Raw genomic sequence first — 19881 nt, 5'->3', positions numbered from 1 at the left:
GAAGGGTCGCTTGCGGGGAGCCACTCGGAGCTGGCTGCGACGGCCTCGCGCGTGGTGGTTCGCGTCCCTTTCATTCAGCAGCGGTCAGCATCTGCTCCGGCAGGCGACGTCGAGCAAGGTCCGGCCACCGGACGGAGCGGCCTACCGACGGGAAGAGACCATCGCCACGCCGGCTTGCCGGAGCAAACGACCCGTCGCTGCCAGACTCACCACGACACCCGCGAGCACGCACGCCGCCGTGAGCGCCGAGAGCATCCCCCACTCCACGCTCAGCGGTGCCTCGCCACCGAACACCGAGAGCGCCCCCCGGTAGGCCCGCGCGCCCACCGCGACCACTCCCGCGGCGATCAGCACGCCCAGCAGGGAGGTGGACAGCGTCTCCCACAGAGCCATGCGGCGCACCTGCCCGGCGCTGACGCCGACCATCCGCATGCCCGCGATCTCCCCTCCGCGCCGGCTGTACGACATCACCAGCGTGCCCGCCACGGCGATCAGCGCGTACAGCGACGCGGGCACCGTCAGCACGCCCAGCACCAGCCGGTTGAGCCGGTCCTGATCGGACGCGGACTCGCCGAACCACTCGGCCGACGGCACCACCCTGACCCGCTCGGCGCCCACCCGCGCGGTCAGCTCGGCGGCCACCGCACGCGCCGAACCCGCGGCCTCCTCGTCGAGCAGCACCGAAGCACGCGCCGGCGTCGCGGCCGCACCCCGCGTACCACCCGGCAGCAGCAGGGACGGCACGGCCGATCCGCCCTCCAGCACCGCCGCCACACGCGCCTTGACCGGCCGGCCGCCGAACAGCCCATAGGTCACCGTCGATCCCGCGCGATGCCCGTACCAGTCGGCGAACTCCCGCGACACGGCGACCGTTCCCGGCCGGAGCGCCTCGAGCGATCCGTCGACCACGGAGATCCGGTGCGTACGGGCCAGGGCGGCCGGGTCCGCGACCGCGGACTGTTCCCTCCACACCGAGTCCGGACCCGCCACCGCCACCTCCAGCGCGGCGGGCGCCGAGACAGCCGCCACCCTCGGGTCGGCGCGCAGCGCCTTCACGTCGTCCGCGCTCAGCGAGTCGCCCCGGGCGGGCTCCACGACGAGCTGGGCGACGGTACGCGCCCGGTCGTCCGCCTCCGTCGCCGCACCCGTGGTGGACAACACCGTGGTGAAGGCGCCGACGACCGCGAGGATGGCCAGCACCGGTCCGACCAGCGACGCCGTACGACGCCGCGAGGTGCGCACCGACTCCGCGGCCAGGCGCCCGGCCACCGGATCGGCCCAGCGCAGGGGCAGCGCCATCAGCCTCAGCACCGGCGGCAGGTACACCGGCCCCAGCAACGTGGCGGCCACCGCCAGCGCCATGGTGCCGAACAGCGCCAGCGGAGTCGCCGCCTCCGCCCCCGCGCCGGGGGCCAGCGCCAGCATCACGGCGCCGGTCACCAGGGACAGCGCGCCCGCCGTCCCGCGCCCCGCCGTCATGGTCCGGGCGTCCAGGTCCGCCTCGCGCAGCGCCTCCGTCGGGCGGACCCGGGCGGCTCGCTTCGACGCGGCCAGCGTTCCCAGCACGGCCATGAACAGGCCGCCGGCCACCGCGCACACGAGCGGCCAGAGCAACGGTCCCGGCCGCAAATCGACCGGCGACAGGCCGGTCCCGTCGAGCGCCTCCACCGCGACCGGCGCCGCCACGGCGGCGATCACGCAGCCCGTGAGCGCGGCGGGCACCGCCACCGCCAGTGACTCGCCGAGCACCATCCGGCGCACCTGCGGCCCGCCCGCGCCCACCATGCGCAGCAGCCCCATGTCGCGGCGGCGCAGGGCGATCCCGAACGCGCAGGTGCCGGTGATGACGAACACCGTCACGAACGCGGACACCACCCCCGCCATCGCCAGCACGCTCTGCACCCCGCCCAGGTCCACGTCACCGCTGGACAGGGTGCGTGCCGTACCCGTGCCGTCCGTGAGCGTCACCGACGGCCGGCCGGCCTCCGTCGACGTCGGCACCGCCCAGGTCGCGGCCAGCGCCGAGGCGGACATGCCGATCAGTGCCACGCCGAGCGCCAGCGCCACGAACGTACCGGCGAACAGGGCCCAGTAATGCCGCACCGAGTACAGGGAGATCCGCCACATCACCGCTCCCACAGGCTCAGCCGGCCGGCGACCGCTTCGGCGGTCGGGTGGTCGAGCCGCCCGACGACCTTGCCGTCGGAGAGGAACACCACCCGGTCCGCGCACGCCGCGACCGCGGGGTCGTGCGTCACCATGACGACCGTGCGCCCCGCCCGGTCGACCACGGCGCGCAGCAGCTCCATGACCTGCCGTCCGCTCTGCAGGTCCAGGGAACCGGTCGGCTCGTCGGCGAAGACGATCTCCGGCTCGGCCACCAGGGTCCGCGCGATCGCGACACGCTGCTGCTGGCCGCCGGACAGCTGCGCGGGCCGCCGGTCGGCCTTGTCCGCCAGACCCACCTCGCGCAGGGCCTCCATGACCCGGTCCCGTTTCACCGACCGGCGCCGCAGTCGCAGCGGCAGGGCCACGTTCTCGTACGCGGTCAGCATCGGCAGCAGGTTGAACTGCTGGAAGACGAAACCGATCCGGCCCCTGCGCACCGCCGTCAGCTCCCGCTCGTCGCAGACGGCGAGATCCGTGTCACCGAGGAGGACCTTGCCGCTGTCGGGCCTGTCCAGGCCGGCCGCGCAGTTCAGCAGCGTCGTCTTGCCGGAGCCGGACGGTCCCATCACCGCGGTCAGCGCCCGCTGCGAAAAACCCAGACTGACCTCGCGGAGCACCGGGACAGGGCCCGCGGCGCCCGCGTAGCTCTTGGAGACGGCGGCCAGTTGGACGGCCGGGAGTTGGATGTCGGTGAGCAGTGACATGCTCCCAGTCCAGCAGCGCGGGCCGCCCGGGTCAGTGGAGCTGCACAGAGTCCTGGAGGGCGGGTTTTCCCTACCATCCGCCGAGGCCACCGGCCGATTAGAGTGACCGTGGACCCGCACGCGCACGGCCCTCGGAGGAATACCAACCATGACCGTCGCCGTCTGGGAGGCCCTGCGAGAACGCCCCCTGCGTTTCGCGCTCTCCGCCTGGCCGCTGCGGTGCTGGGCGTTCCTGCTGAGCGGCACGGTCGTGGGCTTCTTCGTGCTGCTCCTGCTGGCGGTCCTCCTCTTCGTGGGGGTCGGACTGTCCGTGGTGGGCGTCGGGCTGGTCGTCCTCATGGCCGTCGCCGTCCTGGGCATCCCCGTCGCCACGCTGGAGCGGCACCGGTTACGGCTCGTCGAACCGGAACCACTCCTGGACCCGCACGGTTCCCTGCCCGGCACAGGCGCCTGGCCCTGGCTGCGCACCCGGCTGCGTGAGCGGGCCACCTGGCGGGAGCTGGGCTACACCCTCGCCCTGGGCGTCGTCTTCACCGCCACGGGGATCGGCTTCACGGCCCTGCTCGGCCTGTCCTTGATGCTGACCGCCACACCGGTCATCGTGTGGGCGATCGCCCCCGACACGGTGATGCTGGTGCCCGGCCGGTCCATCTCCGACCCCCTCGCGGCCCTGCCGGGCAGCGCCGCGGGACTGCTCGGACTGCTCGTCTCGGCCTATGTCGGCGGCCTCCTCACCGGCGCACAGGTGTGGGTCGCCCAGTCCCTGCTGTCGGCGCGGGACGAGGACTTGAGCACGCGCGTCATCGAACTGACCCGCTCCCGCGCCCGGTTGGTCGACGCCTTCGAAGCGGAGCGACGACGTATCGAACGCGATCTGCACGACGGTGCGCAGCAGCAACTCGTGGCGCTCAGCATGACCCTGGGGCTGGCCGAACTGGAGCTGCGCGGCAAGGACTCGCCGGCCACCCCGCTCATCGCCCGCGCCCGGGGCGAGGCCCGCCAGGCCCTGGACCAGCTGCGTTCCCTGGTGCGCGGCATCCACCCCCAGGTCCTCACCGACCACGGACTGCCGGCCGCCGTGTCCGAACTGGCCCTGCGCAACCCGATTCCGGTGGCCGTCGACCTGCATCTGCCGGACCGGTTGCCGTCGGCGGTCGAGACGACCGCGTACTTCACCGTCACCGAGGCGCTGACCAACGCCTCCAAGCACAGCGGCGCCGACCAGGTCAGCGTCGTAGGCCGGCTGCGCGACGACAAACTGGTCCTGCTCATCACCGACAACGGGCACGGCGGAGCGGATCCCGCCGCCGGAGCCGGTCTGCAAGGATTGGCCGACCGCGTGGCCATTCTCAAAGGGAGACTCGTCGTGACCAGTCCCGTCGGCGGACCCACACAACTGCGGGTGGAGGTGCCGTGCTCCGCGTAGTGCTCGCCGAGGACGCCGTCCTGCTGCGCGCCGGCCTCGTGGAACTGCTGTCCCGGGTCGGACACGAGGTGACCGCCGCCGTGGGGGACGCCGCGGAACTGGCGCGCGCCGTGGACGCCGACCGGCCGGACGTGGTCATCACCGATGTGCGGATGCCGCCCGACTTCCGCGACGAAGGCCTGAAGGCGGCACTGGAACTGCGCGGCCGGCACCCGGGCCTGCCGGTTCTGGTGCTGTCGCAGTACGTCGCCACGGCCTACGCGACCCAGTTGTTCAGCGGCGGTTCGTCGGCCGAGGGAGGACTCGGGTACCTGCTGAAGGACCGGGTCGGGGAGGTCACCGACTTCCTCGACGCGCTGGACCGCGTCGCCGGCGGGCAGACCGTCATCGACCCGGAGGTGGTCCGGGTGCTGCTGCAGCAGCGGACCGCCGACGAACCGCTGGGGCGCCTGACACCCCGTGAGCGGGAGGTGCTGGCTCTCATGGCGGAGGGACTCAACAACCAGGCCATCGCGGGGCGGCTCACCATCACGGAGGCGTCGGTGGTCAAGCACTCGAGCAACATCTTCATGAAGCTGGACCTCGACCCGGCCGAGGGCAACCGCCGCGTCCTGGCGGTCCTCGCCCACCTCCGGCGGGAGGCCCCACAGGTCTGACCGGCGGGCGCACCGCGACCGCCCGCGGCGGAGCCTGAACCGTCGTCAGCCCTCCCCGTCACCCCGCCCGGACACCACCGCCTCGAGGTCGGCGCCCGGGGAGAGCAGCCGCGTCAGCCGCTGCGCCGACGTGTCCCAGGACCACTGCGAAGCCACCCATGCCCGGCCGGACTCGCTCATCGCCGCGGCCCTCTCCGGGGTGCGCAGGATCCCGGACACCGCGCGGGCCACGGCCCCCGCGTCAGCGCCGTCCACGACGGTGCCCGTCACCCCGTCGACGACCGCGTCCGGCGCACCGCCCGAGTCCCCGGCGACCACGGGCAGCCCGCTGGCGGCCGCCTCCAGGAACACGATGCCCAGCCCCTCCGCCTCGAGCCCGCCCTTCCGGGTCCGGCACGGCATGGCGAACACGTCCGCCGCCGCGTAGTACGAGGCCGTCGCCGAGTGGTCCAGCCCACCGACGAACACCACGTGCCCGTCGGCGTGCCGGCGCGCGAGCCCCCGCAGCCGCTCCTCGTCCGGACCGCTCCCCACGATCACCAGCACCGCCTCCGGCACGGCTCGCCGTATCGCGGGCAACGCCCGTATCAGCATGTCCTGGCCCTTGCGCCGGACCAGCCGCGAGACGCACAGGACGACCTTGCGGCCCACGATGCCGTGCTGCTCCCGGATCTGCCGGGCCCGGCCGGGGAGAGGCAGGAACGCCGCCGCGTCCACGCCCGGAACCAGCCGTACCAGTGCGGCCCGCGGCCCCAGCGCAGGCGCGATACGGCGCCGGGTGTACTCGCCGAGGTACGTGACGGCGTCCACGTGGTCCCCGATGCGCCGCATCACCTGCCGGGCGCCCGGTGTGCGGGCCCACCAGATCTCGTGACCGTGTGTCGTGGCGACCATCCGCCGTATCCCGCCGCGCCGCAGCGCCGGCGCCATCGCCGCGAGCGGAGCGGCGGCCCCGAACCAGACCCGGTCGCAGCCGTACCGCCGGGCGATCTCCAGGGTGCGGCGGGTCACCGCGGGGGTGGGTAACAGCATGCGGCCGGGGTCCCGGACCACCGGGAACGGCAGGGTGGCGTCGTAGGCGGCGGCACCCGGCTCACTGGAGGTGTGGACGACCACGTCATGGCCGGGGACGCGGGTCGCCATGGCATGGACGAAGGTCTCGATGCCTCCTTGGCGGGGCGGAAAATCGTTGGTGACGATCAGAGTGGTGCCCATGATGGGTCGCTGCCTCCGGGACGGGGGTGATCAGGCGGTGAAGAGGTGGTTGCCGCAGTCGTGGGTGACGCCGCTCGATGGGGCGCTCCACCGCAGGGCCGCCCCCACCGCCGCGGTCCGACGGGCCCTCATCGGGCACCCCGCGCCAGCGGAACCGGGACCGGGCGCGCGGGCCGGGACGTCCGTACGACGACGTCGTGGGCGGGCACCTTCCGGCGGGCGCCGCCCACCAGCCGGGCGAGCACGGCCAGGGTGAGAGGCAGCGCGAGGTATCCGAAGCGCCCGGCGGGCGCGAGGAGGAAGGCGACACACAGGCCGACGGCGAGCCGGTCGGCGGCCGACACGAGATCGTGCGGCGGCCGGACCAGGAGGGACACGGCGACGGCCAGCCCACCGGCCGACAGCAGGGCCACCGCCGCGTACCAACCGGCCGGCCCGAGGTCGGCGAGCAACCGGCCCGGCAGCGGACTGGCCGCCGGGGTCTCGAACGGCCCGCGCCCGGTCGGGAACGCGAACACCTGCCGCACCAGGGGGCCGGGTGACAGCAGCGCGCTCGGCAGGACGAGCAGGACGGTGCTTCCCACCGCCACGGCCGCCCCGCGCACGGCCTTCCGGATCCCTCCGTGGTGGGCGAGCAGCGCCACGGCGACCGCGACGGCGGGCCAGGCCGTCCACTTGAGGGAGCAGGCGGCAGCGAGCGCCAGCCCGGCGGCCACCGGTCGCCGCCGCGCCGCGAACACCAGCGCCAGGAACAGCAGTCCGGTCAACGGCAGGTCCACGCCGCTGACGCAGAGCGGAAGCGCCACGGCCGGCGAGGCGACGAGCGCGCCGACGGCGTAACCGCTCGCGACGCCGCCGGTGGCAGCGGAGGGGGCGCCGGTCCGGTGCCCGATCGCACGCCGGGCCGCCCACAGACAGCCCAGGAACGCCACCGCGCACCAGAGGCGGGCATCGCCCAGCAGTCTGGGCAGGGGGCCACCGTCACCCAGCACCGCGCGCGGCAACCCGAACACGGCCATGCCCGGCAGGTAGGGGGTGACCTCGACCACCGTGCGGGGATCCGCCAGATACGGGGTGGCCTGGCGCAGCGTCAGCATCCCCGAGCGCTCGACCACGCCGACCTCGCTCTGTGCCGTGCCGGTCAGCACCAGCAGCGCGAGGGGCACGATGACGGCACCTCCGACGGCCAGCCACACCGAGACGGCGAGGCCGCGAGAGCGGGACGACAGCGCGGCGACCGCCGCGCAGAGGTAACCCAGGCAGGCGCTCATGCCCCACAGACGGTGTGGCTCGGGTGCCGTGATCAACGGAAAGACAGCGGCCCACCCGGCTGCCACGAGCCAGCCGCCGCACCACAATTTCCGCTTGTCTGGACGAAGTTGAGCCCGATGAATCAGCACTCGTCCATTGCATCGGGAGCGTCAGACCAGGTCATGACGGCCAGGTCGAGACCTGATGGTCGGGTTTTCCCCACCAACGTGGGCTTCACCGCACAGGTCATGGAGCGAGCCGTCCGATGGCTGCTGCCGTGCGAGTTCGGCGGCGACCTCGGCGGCCGTCGGGCGATGAGTTGCTATGCGCTGATAAGGCTGCCTGTCGCGAACACCGTTCCCGCCTCGGACGTGGCTCTCGCCGATGATGCCTGTCCAGGATTTCTGAAACGCCAGGCAGGTTGAGTCCTTCGGGTGCTGGCGGGGCCGCAGTGGTGCCGTCAGCTTCCCTCGGAGCGGTTCAGGTGGTCGACAAGCAGGCTCAGCGCCCGCTCCACAGCCTGGCGGCGCACCTCGTCGCGAGTCGTGCCGGTGCTGTTGAACTCGTGGGAGACCGTGCGCCCCGTGTCGGAGATGCCGATGTGGACGAGGCCCACGGGCTTGCCGTCCTGGCCGGTGGGGCCGGCGACGCCGGTGGTCGAGATGCCGAAGGAGCTGCCGAACAACTCCCGTACGCCGTGGGCCATCTGCTCGGCTGTCGCGGGGCTCACAGGGCCGTCGGAGGCGAGGGTCGTCTCGGACACGGAGAGGACCGTCGCCTTGGAGTCCGTCGCGTAGGTGATCGCGCCGCCGCGGTAGTAGTCCGACGCGCCCGGAGTGCTGGTGATCGTCGCGCCGAGCAGGCCGCCGGTGAGGGATTCCGCCGTGCTGACGGACAGACCGCCGGCGCGGAGCAGCGACCCGAGCCGCGCCGCGATGTCCTCCAGTGACACTGAGACTCCTTCGTTGCGGGCGGGCGCGGGGGTGGTGGCCGTCGCCGCGCGTGCCCATTGAATCAGCTGAATCAGCCGAAGTGGGAAGGCCGGGCGATACAGGCCGGCCCCGGGAATCGCCATGGGATTCCCGGGGCCTGGAAGGTGGAGCGTCTAGCGGCCGATGTCGTTGATGTTCACCGGGAGGAGGCTCGTGAGCGGGTTGAGGGCGTGGGTGGTTCGGCTGAGGAGGTTGTCGCCGCTCGTGCTCACGGAGGTGCTGCTGGACCGGTCCTTGGACTGGGCGCCCTTGTCGCCGGGGTCGGCGGCGTGGGCCGTGTGGGCGGTGCTCAGGGCGGCTCCTGCGAGAGCCAGGGCGGCGAGTGCGCGTCGCGTGTTGGTCATGCACTGCTGAACGAGGACGGGCCGTATGCGTAACTAGGCCAAATCGGCGCACTCCGCCGCCCTCTTGAGAGCGTTGAGCCAGCTGCTCAGTGATGCGTCCAGCGCGGCGGCCAGGTTGTCCCGGTCGGCGTCGACCGGCGCGCCCGACCAGGACTCCCGGGTGCGGACCACGACGCCGTCGCCGTCCTCGGTGAAGGTCCACTCGTGTACGCCGGTGATGCCGTGCGCGGGACCGCCCCAGAGGATGCGGCGCCGGGCTTCGACGGCGTAGAGGGTGGAGTCGATGGACAGGCCCGCGGTCGTCCAGTGGAAGGTGCTGCCGGGGGCGAGAGGGCCGTCGAGCCGGGCCTCGGCGATGTCGGGCTGCCAGGCCGGCCAGGAGCCGATCTCGGTGTGCAGCTCCCAGATCCGGTCGAGGGGAGCGGCGATCCGGATGGTGTGGTCGGCGATGACGGGGGCGGTCTCGTCGATCGTCGTGGGGTGGGTCATGGTCAAGGCTTCTCTTCCTCGGGTCTTCCTCGGGGGTTGGGTGTGGTGGAGAGGCCGATCAGGCCGACTGCTCCGCGTCCGGGATCCAGTCCCCGTGGATGCCCGCCGGCACCCTCCGGGGAAGTTCGACGGCGGCCACGGTGCTCAGGTCGCTCGCGTCCAGGACCAGCAGTTCCGAGGCGTCGGCCTTGAGGTCGCTGACGATGGTGAGCAGGTAGCCGTCGTCCTCGGTGGTCGCGCCCTCGGCGGGTGTGAAGACGGCCTCGCCGGGCATGCGGCCCTCGCCGTGGGAGAGGAGCTTCTCCCGGCCGGTGCGGGTGTCGAGTTTGACGGTGTGGTAGCCGGACAGGCCCGCGCCGGGGAAGGCGATGGCGTAGCTGTAGCGGTGGGCCGAGCCGGTGTGGGCCTCGTTGATCGACGGGAACTCGGTGACCAGGCTGTTGAGGGATTCCGTGGTGACCTTGCCCGTGGCCGGGTCGATGATCCACCGGTGGAAGGTGGAGCCGGCGGCGGGGCTGGTGCCGTAGCCGGGAGCGCCGACCCACCACTTCCAGGAGTTCTCCCAGGCGGAACGGTCGAAGCGCGGCGCTTCGAGGACGATCCGGCCCTGGGGGTCGGTGTAGGCGTTGGCGATGTGCAGCAGGGCCGCCTGGTCGGGCGCCTCGAACCACGTGGTCCGGCCGCCGGCGCGCGGCATCACGCCGATGCGCAGCGGGACGTCGTCGTGCCAGCGGTAGGGGATGCCGGAGTGCTCGGCGTGGTCGAAGACCACGGGCGAGTTGATGAAGACGACGTGCTCGCGGGTGATGGCGAAGTCGTGCATCAGCGAAGGGCCGGAGCCGTCGACGAGGTGGGAGGTGACGATGTCGCCGGTCGCGTCGGCGACGTAGTAGGTCAGGTACGGCGGGAAGGGGCTGTAGCTGAAGAAGTGCAGCTCGCCGGTTGCCGGGTCCTCCTTGGGGTGGGCGGTCATCGAGCTGGTGAGCTTGCCGCCGAAGTCGTGGACGCCGATCGTGTCGAGCTCGGCGGTGACCTCGTAGGGCAGGTTGGCCTCCTGCAGGGCCAGATAGCGGCCCCCGTGGAAGACGATGTTGGTGGCGGCGGCGCTGACCTCCAGCTCGGTTCCGGTGAACGGCACGCCGTCCAGGAAGGGAGTGCGCACCCAGCGGTTGCGGTACCACTCGGCCCGGCCATCGGCGAGGCGTACGCCGTGCAGCATGCCTTCGCCGCGGAACCAGTGGGTGGGGGTGACGCCCGGCTTGGGGTTGTGGCCGTTGCGGAAGTAGCGGCCGTTCAGCTCGAGCGGGAGGGTGCCGCGCACCTTCAGCTCGCGGCCGGTGATCTCGTCGGTGACAGGGGTGAAGTGGCCGTTGATGTACGGCTTGTCGAGGGTCATGGTCATGCCTTTCGGGTGGAGGGGGCCGAGAGAGTCGAGAGCGCTGAGATGAGCAGGGCCAGGGCGGCGCAGGCCGCGAACGCCGTGCCGGGGGAGGGGAACAGGGTCAGGAAGGACAGGCCGATGGCTCCGCCGATCTGCCGGGTGGCGTTGACGAGCCCGCCGGCCAGGCCGTTGTCGGCGGCCGGGACGCCCGTGGAGGACAGCGCGGTGAGCCGGACGAAGGCCGCTCCCAGCCCGATGCCGATGAGGAGCGTCGGGCCGAGCAGGTCCACGAGGAAGGTGCCGTCGGTCGGAGTCCGGGACAGCCAGGCCAGTCCGGCCGCGAGGGCCAGCAGGCCCACGGGGAGGAGCACGCGGCGGCCGGAGAGCCGGCCGGTGAGCCACGACGCGAGGGTGACCATGAGGGCGAGGGGGAGCTGGGTCAGCCCGGCCTCCAACGGCGTGTAGCCGAGGGCGCGTTGCTGGTAGAGGGGCAGGAAGTAGAACAGGCCGAGCCAGACCGCGCCCAGCAGGGCCATCAGCACGTTGGGCACCGCCACCACGCTCATGCGCACCGGCAGCAGCGGGTCGGCGGCCCGGCGCTGGAGGACCGCGAACAGGCCGAGCAGCGCCAGACCGATCACCGCGAGCGGCCAGGGGCGGCCTGACAGGCCGTAGGTGAGCGCGACCAGGCCCGCCGTCACCGTCACCGTGCCCGGCGCGTCCATGCTTCCGCCGCGTGGCCGGTCGGCACCGACCAGCAGCCGGGTGGCCACCAGGACGGCCAGGGCGAGGGGCACCATCACGACGAACACCGCACGCCACCCGTACAGGCTGGTGAGCAGACCGCTCAGCAGCACGCCCGCCGCCCCGCCGGCACCGGAGACCGCGCCCCACACACCGAGTGCGGTGCCGCGCCGTCCCCCGTCGGGATAGAGCGTCAGTACGAGGGCCAGCGCCGTGGGCGCCAGCAGCGCGGCACCGATTCCCTGCACCGCCCGGCAGACGATCAGCACCATCGCCGTCGGCGCCAGTGCCGCGCCCAGGGAGGCCAGGGCGAACAGGCCGGTGCCGAGCAGGAACACACGGCGCAGACCGAGGACGTCGCCCGCGCGGCCACCCGGCAGCAGCAGTGCGCCGAAGACCAGGACGTAGGCGTTGACCACCCACGCCTGGCCCGTGTCCGACAGGCCGAGCCCGGTCCGGATCTGCGGCAGGGCGACGTTCACGATCGACGTGCTCAGTACGACCAGGAACTGGGCCGTGGCCAGGACCGCCAGCGGCATCCAGCCGGTGGTGGTGGTCGTCCTTTTCGGTGCGGTGCGGGTCATGGCTCGACACTCGCAGCGGGCGTACGCCGCTCGCGTCGGTAGTCATCACCTATACGTAGCCCAGGAGTTGGGCCGTCGTGCCGGACACCCCGGGGCGCGTTCCCCTGCGGCGTACGACCGCATAGGTTGTCGATCATGCCCGAGAACTGCACAGATGTACTGATCGGTCGCCAGGACGAGATACGCCGGTTCGACGCCCTGCTCCGAGCGGCACGGGAGGGCCGGGGCGGCGCCCTGGTGCTGCGGGGTGAGCCGGGCATCGGCAAGAGCGCGCTGCTGCGGCGTCTGGACGAGTCCGCGACCGGGTTTCTCGTCATGCGGGCGTCCGGCGCCGAGTTCGAGATGGAGCTGCCGTTCGCCGCGCTGCACCAGTTGCTCGCGCCCGTCACCGGCGGGCTGACCGCGTTGCCCGCGCCGCACCGCAAGGCGCTGGAGATCGCCTTCGGCCTCGACACCGGCACACCCGATCCGTTCCTGGTCGGGGTCGCGTCGCTGGGCCTGCTGGCGGAGACCGCGCGGGAACGCCCGCTGCTGTGCGTCGTGGACGACGCGCAGTGGCTGGACCGGGCGTCGGCCAAGGCGCTGGCCTTCCTGGCCCGCCGGGTCTCGGCCGAGTCGATCGTCCTCGTGTTCGCGGCCCGTGAGCCGAGCCGGCTGCCCGAACTGGACGAGCTGCCCGGCCACGCGCTGCGGGGCCTCGGTGCGTCGGATGCCCGCGCGCTGCTGGCCGCGGCGGTCCGCGCACCCCTGGACGAGCGGGTGCGCGACCGCATCCTGGCCGAGGCACGCGGCAACCCCCTCGCGCTGGTGGAGCTGCCCGCGACCGCCGGACTCGCCGGGATGGCGGGCGGCTTCGACCAGCCCGACTCGGTACCCGGCGTGATCGAGCAGAGCTTCCGGTCCCGTCTGGAGCTTCTGCCGGAGGCGGCCAGGACGCTGGTGACCGTCGCCGCCGCCGACCCGATCGGCGATCCGATCCTGCTGTGGCGGGCGGCCGAACACCTGGGCATCGACGCGACCGCCGTCGCGCGGTCCGTCCCGCTGGTCGAGTTCGGCACCAGGATCCGGTTCAGCCACCCGCTCGCCCGCTCGGCGGCCTACCGCGCCGCGGCGCCGGAGGAGCGGCGCAGGGCGCACGAGGCGCTGGCCGCCGTGACCGACCCGGTCGCCGACCCCGACCGGCGGGCCTGGCATCGCGCCCAGGCCAGTGCCGGGCCGGACGAGCAGGTCGCCGACGAGCTCGAAGCCTCCGCCCACCGCGCCCGGGAACGCGGCGGTGTCGCCGCCACGGCGGCCTTCCTCGCCCGCTCGGCGGCGCTCACGATCAGCCCGGTCCGGCGTGCCGAGCGGGCCCTCGCCGCGGTCGAAGCCAAGCTCGCGGCGGGTGACTTCGACACGGCGGCCGATCTGCTCACCACCGTCCCCGCCGACGAGCCGGGCCGGGCCGCGAGGGCCGACCTGCTGCGGGGCAGGCTGTCGTTCGCCCGCCGCCGGGGGGACGAGAGCCCCACGGCGTACCTCGTGCGTGCCGCCGCCCGGCTGGCGGACACCGATCCCGACCGGTCACGGGAGTGCGCGCTGGACGCCATCGAGATGGGGCTCCTGCTGGGCGGTCTCGACGACGTGGTGCAGGCCGTCCGGAAGACGACGCCGCCGGGCGGGGCGGGCCGCGGTTCCGCGGCGGTTCTGGCCGGGCTGATCAGCCTGGTCGGGGAGGGGCATGCGGCGGCGGGGGAGATCCTGCGGCCGGTCGTCGCGGACGCCGGCGACGAGGTGTGGGCCAGACGGCCGTCACTGGGCTTCATGGTGGCCACCGAGCTGTGGGACTTCGACGCCCTGTGCGGCATCGCAGCCCGTGCCGTCGCGGCCGGCCGCGCGTCGGGATCCTTCCACACGCTGCCCGTCGCACTGGCCATGCGGGCCACCGCGAACGTCCACCGGGGCGACTTCGGCGCCGCGACGGAGCTGATCTCCGAGGAGGAGGCGATCGCCGACGCCACCGGCGCGGCACCGCTGGTCTATCCGCGCCTCCACCTGGCCGCCATGCGCGGGCGGCGCCAGGAGGCCCTCGACCTGTTCGCGTCGGTGGACCACCGTATGAGCCTCAGCGTGGCATGGGCGACGGCCGTGCTCGGCAACGGCTTTGCCGACTACCCGGCCGCGCTGGAGGCGGCGAAGCAGGCGGTCGAGTACGGCGCCGTCGGCACGGCGGGCCTTGCCCTGCCCGAACTGGTCGAGGCGGCCGTGCGGTGCGGCGAGACCGAGGTCGCCGCCGCGGCCCTGACGTCCCTCCAGGAGCGCACGCGGGCGGGCCGGCACGCCTGGGGGCTCGGCGTCGAGGCCTGCGCCCGGGCCCAGGTGACCGAGGACGAGTCCGCCTACCAGGAGGCGATCGGCCTGCTCGACGACAGCGCGCTGGTCGTCTACCGGGCCCGGGCGCAGCTCCTGTACGGGGAGTGGCTGCGCCGCCAGGGCCGGCGGCGCGACGCCCGGTCGGCGTTGCGGACGGCGCACGAGTCGCTGTCCGGCCTCGGCATGGAGGCGTTCGCCGAGCGCGCGGCGGGCGAACTGCGCGCCACGGGCGAGCAGGCCCGCGGTCGTACGTCCACGGCATCGGACGAGCTGACGATGCAGGAGACGCACATCGCACGCCTGGTCGCCGACGGCGCCACCTCCAAGGAGGTCGCGGCGAAGCTGTTCCTCAGCCCGCGGACGGTCGACGCGCATCTGCGCAACATCTTCCGCAAGCTCGGGCTCACGTCACGCAGGCAACTGCGGGACCTGCCCGGCCTGCGCTAGCCGCATGGTGGTGGCCGCGGCCTCGGACCCGTTCATGGACTCCACGGGCCCGGGCCAGGCCAGACCGTACTTGACCCGGTAGGCGTCGGAGACCCGACGGACGAGCTCCGGGTCGCCCACCGGCAGGAGACGGACGGGCAGGCGGACCCCGCCCACCGCCACCTCCGTCTCCGCGTGCCGCAGAACCCGGCGGTACCAGGCGCCGCGCCGCCCGAACGCCGAGCGGACGTACGCCTCCCCGTCGACCACCACCACCCAGAGAGTCCTGGCCGACCACCGGCCGCTCGCATGCCGTACCCACAAGACGATCTCCGTGCGATCCATGACAGCGTCCATGGACCGACTGTCGCCGTGTGGGCACGGTGTGCGCGTCGGTGGTCATCACCTAGACGGGGGTGCTGGTTAGGACGGCGAGCGCGCCGTCCCCCGTCAGCCCGAGAACGGGACGGCGTCGGCCGGGTCGGCGTGCCAGTTGGTGGCCACGGGCCGGTCGACCAGGGCGGTGTCGGGGAGGTCGAGGCTGACGGAGTTGGCCTCGTCGCCCGCGACGGACAGGTGGATCCGCTCGAACTCCTTGCCGAAATCGTTGTTGGTGGTCTTGGGGTTGATGCCGGCGTAGGCCCGGGTGGAGCCGGACAGCACGACGTTGTCGCTGACGGCGTGCTCGGCCGGTCCCACCTCGGTGTCGGCGGCCGAGCCGAAGGACGCGGACGGGAAGACACCCTTCAGGTAGCAGGTGACGCCCGACTTGGCCTTGGCGGTCAGGAGGTAGTAGCCACCCGCCTGCGTCTCCGTGGTGATCTTGAAGGTCAGGTCCTTGGTGACACAGGCCCGCGGCGCGGCGCTGCCTCGGCTTTCGGCGGTGGCCGTCGCGGTCGCGGTGGCGGTGAGAGCCACCGCCGCGACGGCGGCCAGGGCGAGGCGGGCGGGACGGGCGGCAAAGCGCGAACGCATCGATATCTCCATCGTGCAGAGGTGTGTCGTCCAGCGGGTCGCTGAGACGACCGAAGCCTGTTCCGCGATCCGTCCCGCCCGCCACAGCCGACGGCGATCCCGGGACGCCGGAACGCTGGAACGGGGTCTGACCAGCGGAGATACCGGTGGCCTGGAACGGGGGACTGGGACGGCTCGCCTCCGAAGCCCGCTCAGCGGCGCGGCTCCCAGCGGAACATGCGGGAGGCCAGGGCGATGGCGACGACGACCCAGCTCAGGGTGGGGGCCAGCAGGAGGAGGGAGTCCGTCACGGGGACGCCGCCGTTCCAGGCGTTGAGGACGAGCTCCGTGGCCGAGCCGCCGGGGAGCAGGCGCTTGAGCAGGGGGAGTTCCTCGGTGCCGCTGATTCCGACCCAGCCGGCGACGGCGATGGTGCCGAGGCTGACCGGCAAGGTGGTCACCTGGGCGTGTTCGGGGGAGTTCGTCAGGCCGGCCGTGGCCAGGCCCAGGCCGAGCATCATGGCGACCGTGGAGAGGATCGCCGCCGCCAGGAGGGGAACCCAGGGAGCGCGTGGGCGACAGCGGAGGAGAGCTGACGGTGGAGCAGACGGACGGGCGCTTCCTCACGGCCGCCGCGTTCTCGCACGGGAGGACCGACCGATGACCACCGTGGTGCTCGCCGACGACGAGGCCCTGCTCCGCAAGGCGCTGGCCGCGTTGCTGAGCCTGGAGGACGAGATCACCGTGCTCGCCGAAGCGCAGGACGGCGAATCCGCGGTCCGGGCCACGCTCCTGCACCGGCCCGACGTGCTCGCCATCGATCTGGAGATGCCCGGTGTGGACGGACTGGGCGCTGTCGCGGAGATCCGCCGTACCCGGCCGGAGCAGGTGATCCTCATGCTGACCCGCCACGCCAGGCCCGGAGTGCTCCGCAAGGCCTTGAAGTTGGGCGTCCAGGGCTTCGTCAGCAAGTCGGCGGAACCCGCGCACATCACGGCGGTCATCAACACCCTGCACGCCGGCAAGCGCTGGATCGACCCGGACGTCTCCGCGCTCGCCGTCGTCGACGACTGTCCCCTCACCGACCGGGAGATCGACGTCCTGCGCGTCACCCGCGACGGCTATTCCGTCGCCGACATCGCCGCCCGCCTCCACCTGGCGGAGGGCACCGTACGCAACTACCTCTCGAACGCCATGCGGAAGACCCAGACCCGGACCCGGCACGCAGCGGCGCGCTACGCCCGGGAGCGCGACTGGCTGTAGCGGCGGGCACCGCGAGAGGGGTGTCAGGAGTGGCCCGGTACGCTGCCGAGGCGTGCGGGGGAACCGACCCTCGCAGCCCGACGCTCCCGAAGGCCCGGCCCTGATGCGACCGCACCGCCCGCGAGGACTCGCCTCCCCGGCGTCCGGTGTGCTGCGCGGGCTCAGGGCGGGTGTGCTCGCGGTGCTGTGTGTGCTGCTGCCGCTGGCCGGGCACGTGCTGGCGCGGTGCCACGCCCCTCGGTGGATCATCGTGGCCGGGATGGCCGCGGTGGCCGTGCCGGGCGCGACGGTGCTGACACGGCGGAGGCTGACGGACACCCAGGTGCTGGCGGTGCTCGCCGCCGCGCAACTGGCCTGTCACGCCGCCTACTCCCTGCCCGGCGCGTGTGCGGCGGTGGCGGAACGGGGCGGCCCGGGCGGCGGCTTGTCCCCGCTGGTCGAACACAGCGCGGTCGCCGGGCCGTCGCCCGGGGCTGTGCTGGCCGGTCATGCGGTCATGCTCCTGCTCGCCGCCCGACTGCTGGGCCTCACCGAGCGGCTGCTGTGGCAGAGCCGGACCCTCTGGACGGTCGTACGACGTCTGCTGCTGTTCCTGTGGCCGCTGCTGAGCCGTCGCCACGGCAACGGCCCGCGGATCGTGGTGCGCGAGAGCGCCGCTCCGCCGGTGTCGGCGCTGCTGGTGCGGCTGAACGAGGGCAGGGCGCCCCCGCGTCACGGGCACGGCCCGTCCGTCCCGCCCCTGCCTCAGCCCCTGCTCCGGCCGATGCCGGTCGCCGGCCCCTGCCTGCCCTGACGGGCACGCGGCCTTGTCGTAACCGCCGTTGTCGTAGCGGTCCTGGGTCGAGGGCGTGACACCTCCCCTGCCCGCACGCCCGCGACGGGCGTCCCGCCGGGCACCACCACGACCACACCCCCCGAGGAATCATGAAGAAGCTGTACAAGCACCTGATCGTCGCCGCCGTCCTCGCCGCCGGTTTCGCCGCCGCCCTCGGCTCCTACCTGTTGCTGCGGCCCGACGACCGCGGCAGCGCCGGGGCGGACGTAAGGCCCGTCGCCGAGGCGCTGCCCGTCCGGGCCTCCAGTCACCGGCTGTCCGAGCCGGAGCGCAGCGAGCTCACGATCGTCGAGTTCCTCGACTTCGAGTGCGAGGCCTGCGGGGCGTACTACCCGGTCGTGGAGCGGCTGCGTGAGGAGTACGGCGACCGGGTCACCTTCGTCGCCCGGTACTTCCCCATGCCCGGACACCGCAACGCCGAGCCGGCCGCACGTGCCGCCGAGGCCGCCGCCCGGCAGGGCGCATTCGAGGCGATGTACACCAAGCTCTTCACCACGCAGAAGGAGTGGGGCGAGTCGCAGGAGTGGAAGGCGCCCGTCTTCCGCGGCTACGCCGAGGAACTCGGCCTGAACATGAAGAAGTTCGACGCCGACTTCGCCGATCCGGAGACGGCCGGACGCGTTCAGGCCGACCAGCGCGACGGCCTCGGCCTGGGCGTCCAGGGCACTCCGACCTTCCTCATCGACGGGACCAGGATCCAACCACCCGCCTCCTACAAGGAGTTCAAGGCGCTCATCGAGGACAGGCTCGGCGACTGACCCCGCCCCGGCACCTCCGGAAACCGCTTAACATCACCGTGATGACGAGCAGGACGCCGCTGACGCAGCGCAGATCCCGCGGAGCGTGGTGGACCACGTGGGCCCGGGTCCTGAGTCCTGCCCTCGCCGTCCTGCTCGCGGCGCTGGTGATGTGCCTGGGGTACGCGGGACACGGCGGCGTCGACGGCGGCCACCGGGCCGGACATCACGCCGTCGCGGCCGTGCATGTGGACGACTGTCCCACCGGGGACGCGTGCTGTGCTCAGGCCGTACACCCGGCGGCGGGGGTGCTCGCAACCCCCGTCCAGCCGATGCCGGCGCTCCTGCCCCGCATGCCGGATCCGCCCAGGCGGCAGGGCGGCCCCGCGCTCCTCGCCCAGCCTCCTCCCGTGAGCGGCGCTCCCGACCTTCATGCCCTTCAGGTGCTGCGGACCTGAGCCGGATGCCGGGACGCCGTGCGCCCACACGAGCGCACGGCGCCCGAGACATCCATGCCATCCCCGCACTGACCGCCGTACGGCGCGAAGGAAGAAGGACACCCCGCCATGAGCAAGAGCAGCAAGAAGGCCGCCGCCGTCTCCCGCAAGGCCCGCATCGAGGAGATGCGCCGCGCAGAGAGAGCCCGCGAGCGCCGCAGCCGCGTCATCACCATCACGCTCAGCGTGGTCATCGTCGCCGGACTGGCCGGCTTCGGCGCCTACGCCCTGAACAAGGCCGACGAGAAGGACGAGCAGCAGGCCGCCGCGGCGAAGAAGCCCGTACGCGGCGAGAAGACCTGGAACGCGAAGAAGCTCGGCCGCGAGCACGTGCAGACGGCCGTCGACTACCCGATGAACCCGCCCGTCGGCGGCGACCACAGCCAGGCGTGGATGACCTGCGACGGCACCGTCTACACCAAGGCCATAGGCAAGGAGAACGCCGTCCACTCGCTCGAACACGGGGCGGTCTGGGTGACGTACAACGACAAGGCCGCCGACGCCGACGTCAAGGCGCTCGGAGACAAGGTCTCCAGGACCCCCTACACACTGATGAGCCCGGTCGACGACCAGGCCGGGAAGATCATGCTGTCGGCCTGGGGCTACCAGCTCACCGTGGACAAGGCGTCGGATCCCCGCGTCGAGCAGTTCCTGACCAAGTACGTCCAGGGCTCGCAGACCCCTGAGCCTGGCGCCGCCTGCACGAACGGACTGACCCAGTAGGTCACCGGGCGACGTGGCCGCCGTCGACGGGAGGGCCCAGGTCGGTGGCGGCGGCCTCGACCTGCGCGGCCATGCCCGCACCCGGCGGGCGCCGCCCCCGGGTGCGCCGGCACAGATAGGCACCGCCTATACGGGGCAT

At 73.0% G+C, this 19881-nt stretch carries 21 protein-coding genes; 8 read left to right on the top strand and 13 right to left on the bottom strand.

Annotation, left to right across the window (positions count from 1 at the left end):
- Nucleotides 1-141 precede the first annotated feature (141 nt).
- Nucleotides 142-2127, bottom strand: coding sequence for an FtsX-like permease family protein (locus tag KJK29_RS08205; protein WP_215118050.1), 1986 nt, complete (start codon nt 2125-2127; stop codon nt 142-144).
- Nucleotides 2127-2873: an ABC transporter ATP-binding protein gene (locus KJK29_RS08200; RefSeq protein ID WP_215118049.1), complete on the bottom strand. Its 747-nt coding sequence runs from the start codon at nt 2871-2873 to the stop codon at nt 2127-2129. Before KJK29_RS08200 ends, KJK29_RS08205 begins: the two co-directional genes overlap by 1 nt.
- 148 nt (nt 2874-3021) lie before the next feature.
- Between KJK29_RS08200 and KJK29_RS08195 the strand changes: the two genes are divergently transcribed.
- Together KJK29_RS08195 and KJK29_RS08190 are read left to right on the top strand one after the other, a co-directional pair.
- Nucleotides 3022-4299 carry a sensor histidine kinase gene (locus tag KJK29_RS08195; protein ID WP_215118048.1) on the top strand — a complete coding sequence of 426 codons (1278 nt, stop codon included), beginning with the start codon at nt 3022-3024 and terminating at the stop codon, nt 4297-4299.
- Nucleotides 4287-4955 carry a response regulator gene (locus KJK29_RS08190; protein WP_215118047.1) on the top strand — a complete coding sequence of 223 codons (669 nt, stop codon included), beginning with the start codon at nt 4287-4289 and terminating at the stop codon, nt 4953-4955. Before KJK29_RS08195 ends, KJK29_RS08190 begins: the two co-directional genes overlap by 13 nt.
- Nucleotides 4956-5000: 45 nt before the next feature.
- Here the strand turns inward: KJK29_RS08190 and KJK29_RS08185 are convergent, their stop codons facing one another.
- The 7 genes from KJK29_RS08185 to KJK29_RS08155 all read right to left on the bottom strand — a co-directional run bounded on the left by KJK29_RS08185 (nt 5001) and on the right by KJK29_RS08155 (nt 11955).
- A complete protein-coding gene (locus KJK29_RS08185; RefSeq protein WP_215118046.1) occupies nt 5001-6170 on the bottom strand; it encodes a glycosyltransferase family 4 protein in 1170 nt (389 codons plus the stop codon).
- A 128-nt stretch (nt 6171-6298) separates the two neighbouring features.
- Entirely contained in the window at nt 6299-7441 is a 1143-nt protein-coding gene (locus KJK29_RS08180) for a glycosyltransferase 87 family protein (protein WP_251057745.1), read from the bottom strand.
- A gap of 440 nt (nt 7442-7881) precedes the next feature.
- On the bottom strand, nt 7882-8373 hold the full coding sequence (locus KJK29_RS08175) for a CinA family protein (RefSeq protein ID WP_215118044.1): 492 nt from the start codon (nt 8371-8373) through the stop codon (nt 7882-7884).
- Between the two features lie 153 nt (nt 8374-8526).
- Complete coding sequence (locus tag KJK29_RS08170; protein WP_215118043.1) at nt 8527-8757, bottom strand: hypothetical protein; 231 nt, start codon at nt 8755-8757, stop codon at nt 8527-8529.
- Nucleotides 8758-8790: 33 nt separating this feature from the next.
- Nucleotides 8791-9246, bottom strand: coding sequence for an SRPBCC family protein (locus KJK29_RS08165; RefSeq protein WP_215118042.1), 456 nt, complete (start codon nt 9244-9246; stop codon nt 8791-8793).
- 58 nt (nt 9247-9304) lie between these two features.
- Entirely contained in the window at nt 9305-10648 is a 1344-nt protein-coding gene (locus tag KJK29_RS08160) for a carotenoid oxygenase family protein (protein WP_321170391.1), read from the bottom strand.
- Entirely contained in the window at nt 10645-11955 is a 1311-nt protein-coding gene (locus tag KJK29_RS08155) for an MFS transporter (RefSeq protein WP_215118041.1), read from the bottom strand. The genes KJK29_RS08160 and KJK29_RS08155 overlap by 4 nt, the downstream gene beginning before the upstream one ends.
- Before the next feature lie 135 nt (nt 11956-12090).
- Here KJK29_RS08155 and KJK29_RS08150 point away from each other — a divergent pair, with 135 nt between their 5' ends.
- Nucleotides 12091-14754 carry an ATP-binding protein gene (locus KJK29_RS08150; protein ID WP_215118040.1) on the top strand — a complete coding sequence of 888 codons (2664 nt, stop codon included), beginning with the start codon at nt 12091-12093 and terminating at the stop codon, nt 14752-14754.
- On the opposite strand, the gene KJK29_RS08145 is transcribed toward KJK29_RS08150, so the two are convergent.
- The 3 genes from KJK29_RS08145 to KJK29_RS08135 all read right to left on the bottom strand — a co-directional run bounded on the left by KJK29_RS08145 (nt 14716) and on the right by KJK29_RS08135 (nt 16208).
- Complete coding sequence (locus tag KJK29_RS08145) at nt 14716-15090, bottom strand: DUF2255 family protein (RefSeq protein ID WP_215118039.1); 375 nt, start codon at nt 15088-15090, stop codon at nt 14716-14718. The two genes, KJK29_RS08150 and KJK29_RS08145, sit on opposite strands and share 39 nt — an antisense overlap.
- Nucleotides 15091-15183: 93 nt before the next feature.
- Nucleotides 15184-15708 carry a DUF4232 domain-containing protein gene (locus tag KJK29_RS08140; protein ID WP_215118038.1) on the bottom strand — a complete coding sequence of 175 codons (525 nt, stop codon included), beginning with the start codon at nt 15706-15708 and terminating at the stop codon, nt 15184-15186.
- A gap of 191 nt (nt 15709-15899) precedes the next feature.
- Nucleotides 15900-16208 (bottom strand): hypothetical protein, encoded by a 309-nt coding sequence (locus KJK29_RS08135; protein WP_251057744.1) that lies wholly within the window; start codon nt 16206-16208, stop codon nt 15900-15902.
- Nucleotides 16209-16347: 139 nt separating this feature from the next.
- On the opposite strand from KJK29_RS08135, the gene KJK29_RS08130 reads away from it, so the two are divergent.
- The 5 genes from KJK29_RS08130 (at nt 16348) to KJK29_RS08110 (ending at nt 19742) form a co-directional block, all read left to right on the top strand.
- Nucleotides 16348-16950, top strand: a complete 603-nt coding sequence (locus KJK29_RS08130; RefSeq protein WP_215118037.1) for a response regulator transcription factor — start codon at nt 16348-16350, stop codon at nt 16948-16950.
- A 52-nt stretch (nt 16951-17002) separates the two neighbouring features.
- Entirely contained in the window at nt 17003-17743 is a 741-nt protein-coding gene (locus KJK29_RS08125) for a hypothetical protein (protein ID WP_215118036.1), read from the top strand.
- 131 nt (nt 17744-17874) lie between these two features.
- The gene (locus KJK29_RS08120) at nt 17875-18543 is read left to right on the top strand and encodes a DsbA family protein (protein ID WP_215118035.1); all 669 of its coding nucleotides are present in this window, start codon (nt 17875-17877) and stop codon (nt 18541-18543) included.
- Between the two features lie 41 nt (nt 18544-18584).
- Complete coding sequence (locus KJK29_RS08115) at nt 18585-18980, top strand: hypothetical protein (RefSeq protein ID WP_215118034.1); 396 nt, start codon at nt 18585-18587, stop codon at nt 18978-18980.
- Between the two features lie 108 nt (nt 18981-19088).
- On the top strand, nt 19089-19742 hold the full coding sequence (locus KJK29_RS08110) for a DUF3105 domain-containing protein (RefSeq protein ID WP_215118033.1): 654 nt from the start codon (nt 19089-19091) through the stop codon (nt 19740-19742).
- A 1-nt stretch (nt 19743) separates the two neighbouring features.
- Here KJK29_RS08110 and KJK29_RS08105 read toward each other — a convergent pair whose 3' ends face one another.
- Nucleotides 19744-19881 carry a hypothetical protein gene (locus KJK29_RS08105; RefSeq protein WP_215118032.1) on the bottom strand — a complete coding sequence of 46 codons (138 nt, stop codon included), beginning with the start codon at nt 19879-19881 and terminating at the stop codon, nt 19744-19746.

It is taken from the genome of Streptomyces koelreuteriae (assembly GCF_018604545.1).
Taxonomy (GTDB): Bacteria; Actinomycetota; Actinomycetes; order Streptomycetales; family Streptomycetaceae; genus Streptomyces; species Streptomyces koelreuteriae.
This window is presented reverse-complemented; position numbering and strand designations above follow the sequence as displayed.